Origin of the sequence: Dyella japonica DSM 16301, assembly GCF_001010355.1 — a bacterium.
GTDB classification, from domain to species: domain Bacteria; phylum Pseudomonadota; class Gammaproteobacteria; order Xanthomonadales; family Rhodanobacteraceae; genus Dyella; species Dyella japonica.
Window position 1 is genome coordinate 1 of the sequence record NZ_JPLA01000099.1, and the last position, 1,260, is coordinate 1,260.

The following is a 1,260-nucleotide window of genomic DNA, read 5'->3' on the forward strand; positions in this document are numbered from 1 at the left end:
CCTCAAGCTGGTAAGCGCCGTGATGGTGTAGAAGTATATTCACAGTATCGCTTCATTATCTGTACAGGTGAGCACTGGGATGTTACTCCACGCACTGTGTCTGGTGCTCCAGGTAGTGAAAGCGAAGGATATATTGCTAATCTCATTCATCAGCTTATGTCAGAGATGAGTGAAATTAATGAGTCTGATGGCTTCCAAATGTTGGAACTTACTGAAGAAGATTTCAGTAATGACCCATATGCAATCGAACATCAGGATGTTTAAACCCAGTTGTGCCAACAAGAAAACGGAACGTTGTTTAAACAGCTATGGGAAGGTCGTTGGAGAGCTGAAGAAGTTGATACTTCTATCGGTGAACGCTGTTTCCCTTCTCAGTCTGAAGCAGAATTTGCATTAATTGACTTTCTTTGCTTTAAGAGCAAGTACAATTTCCAGGTAAGACGCCTATTCATGTATTCACCAATGAGTAGTCGTTACGATGATTCACGTCGTATGCCTGGTGAAAAAATTAAGCGTCCGTACCACCTGGATAGAATGATTCGCAACTATCGCTACGATGCCCATGTTAAATCTATGGGACTTATGCAGATAGTTCAGAATAACGTTAATGCAGCTATAGAGCGCACGGAGAAACTGCGTCAGGCAACTACACCAGAACGCCCACCTGAAGAGGTGTTGACCACAGATGGTAATTACACTGAAGAACAGGCAGACGGTTTAGCTTGGCCTCCAGGATTTATGGGTGAGGTTGCTCGTAATATGTATAAAGCGAGCTTGTTGCCTATTAAAGACATTAGTATTCTGTCTGCTCTTGCTTTATTTAGTGGTATGTGCGGTAAGGCGTGGAACACAGTTACACGAAGCGGTCTGAACAACTCCTTTGTATTAATTGCACGTTCTGGTATTGGTAAAGAAGCGTTTCGCTCTAACATTGAAACCATTCTTTCTCAGGTTTCCAATTATGGCGGTCAGGACGGCCAGCAGATATTCGGTATTGAACGTGTTTTAGATACTAGTACCTATGCGTCTGATGCTGCATTGCGCAAAGACGTCATTATGGATACATCGGTTATGTCTTGTGGCTCATCCATTAACTATAAGACTGAAGTCGGCGCGTTTTTCCGTAACGGTAAGATGGAAGTCGGTAAAGCTAAAGATATTATGGATGAAATGCTTTCCCTTTACGATAAGGGGCATTTCTATGCTTTCTCTGGTGGTTCAAAGCACTCCAGCAAAGATAATACAACCGCTGGTGGTAAG

2 protein-coding genes are annotated in these 1,260 nt (G+C 42.9%); both read left to right on the top strand.

All coding sequences use genetic code 11. From position 1 onward, the window contains the following. The coding region (locus Y882_RS20315) for a hypothetical protein (RefSeq protein ID WP_162207437.1) at positions 1–264 on the top strand (264 nt) is incomplete at its 5' end. Between the two features lie 30 nt (positions 265–294). Then, on the top strand, positions 295–1,260 hold a 966-nt coding region (locus tag Y882_RS20155), incomplete at its 3' end, for a hypothetical protein (RefSeq protein ID WP_156171591.1).